This window comes from Desulfovibrio sp. 1188_IL3213, from assembly GCF_036763145.1.
Taxonomy (GTDB): domain Bacteria; phylum Desulfobacterota; class Desulfovibrionia; order Desulfovibrionales; family Desulfovibrionaceae; genus Desulfovibrio.
The window spans coordinates 1-301 of the sequence record NZ_JBAIYR010000726.1 but is presented as its reverse complement, the minus strand read 5'-3'; the positions used below and the strand labels follow the sequence as shown (position 1 = coordinate 301).

Genomic DNA, 301 nt, shown 5'->3' with positions numbered 1-301 from the left:
GAGGCCACACCGGCAATAGTCAGCAGGATAGTGGCGGTCATGATACCGATGCCAGGCACCTGCATCAGGCGTTGACAAGCTTCATTTTCTTTGGCCACGGCCTTAAGCATCTTGTCCTGTTCAAGGACCCGTTCATCGAGAAAACACAGGGCTTCATAAAGCGAAGCCAAATTCCGGCGCATAAGGGTAGAGAGGTCGTTTTCCTCGTCTGCGATGAGCGCTGGCAGTTGGGTGCGAACGGCACAAATACCTTGCCGGATAACGATACCATACTCGGCGAGCAGCCCCCTGGTTTGGTTGA

1 pseudogene is annotated in these 301 nt (G+C 54.2%); it reads right to left on the bottom strand.

The features are described from left to right. Positions 1 to 301: pseudogene (locus V6C16_RS15035) on the bottom strand (IS110 family transposase); the annotation flags it as partial.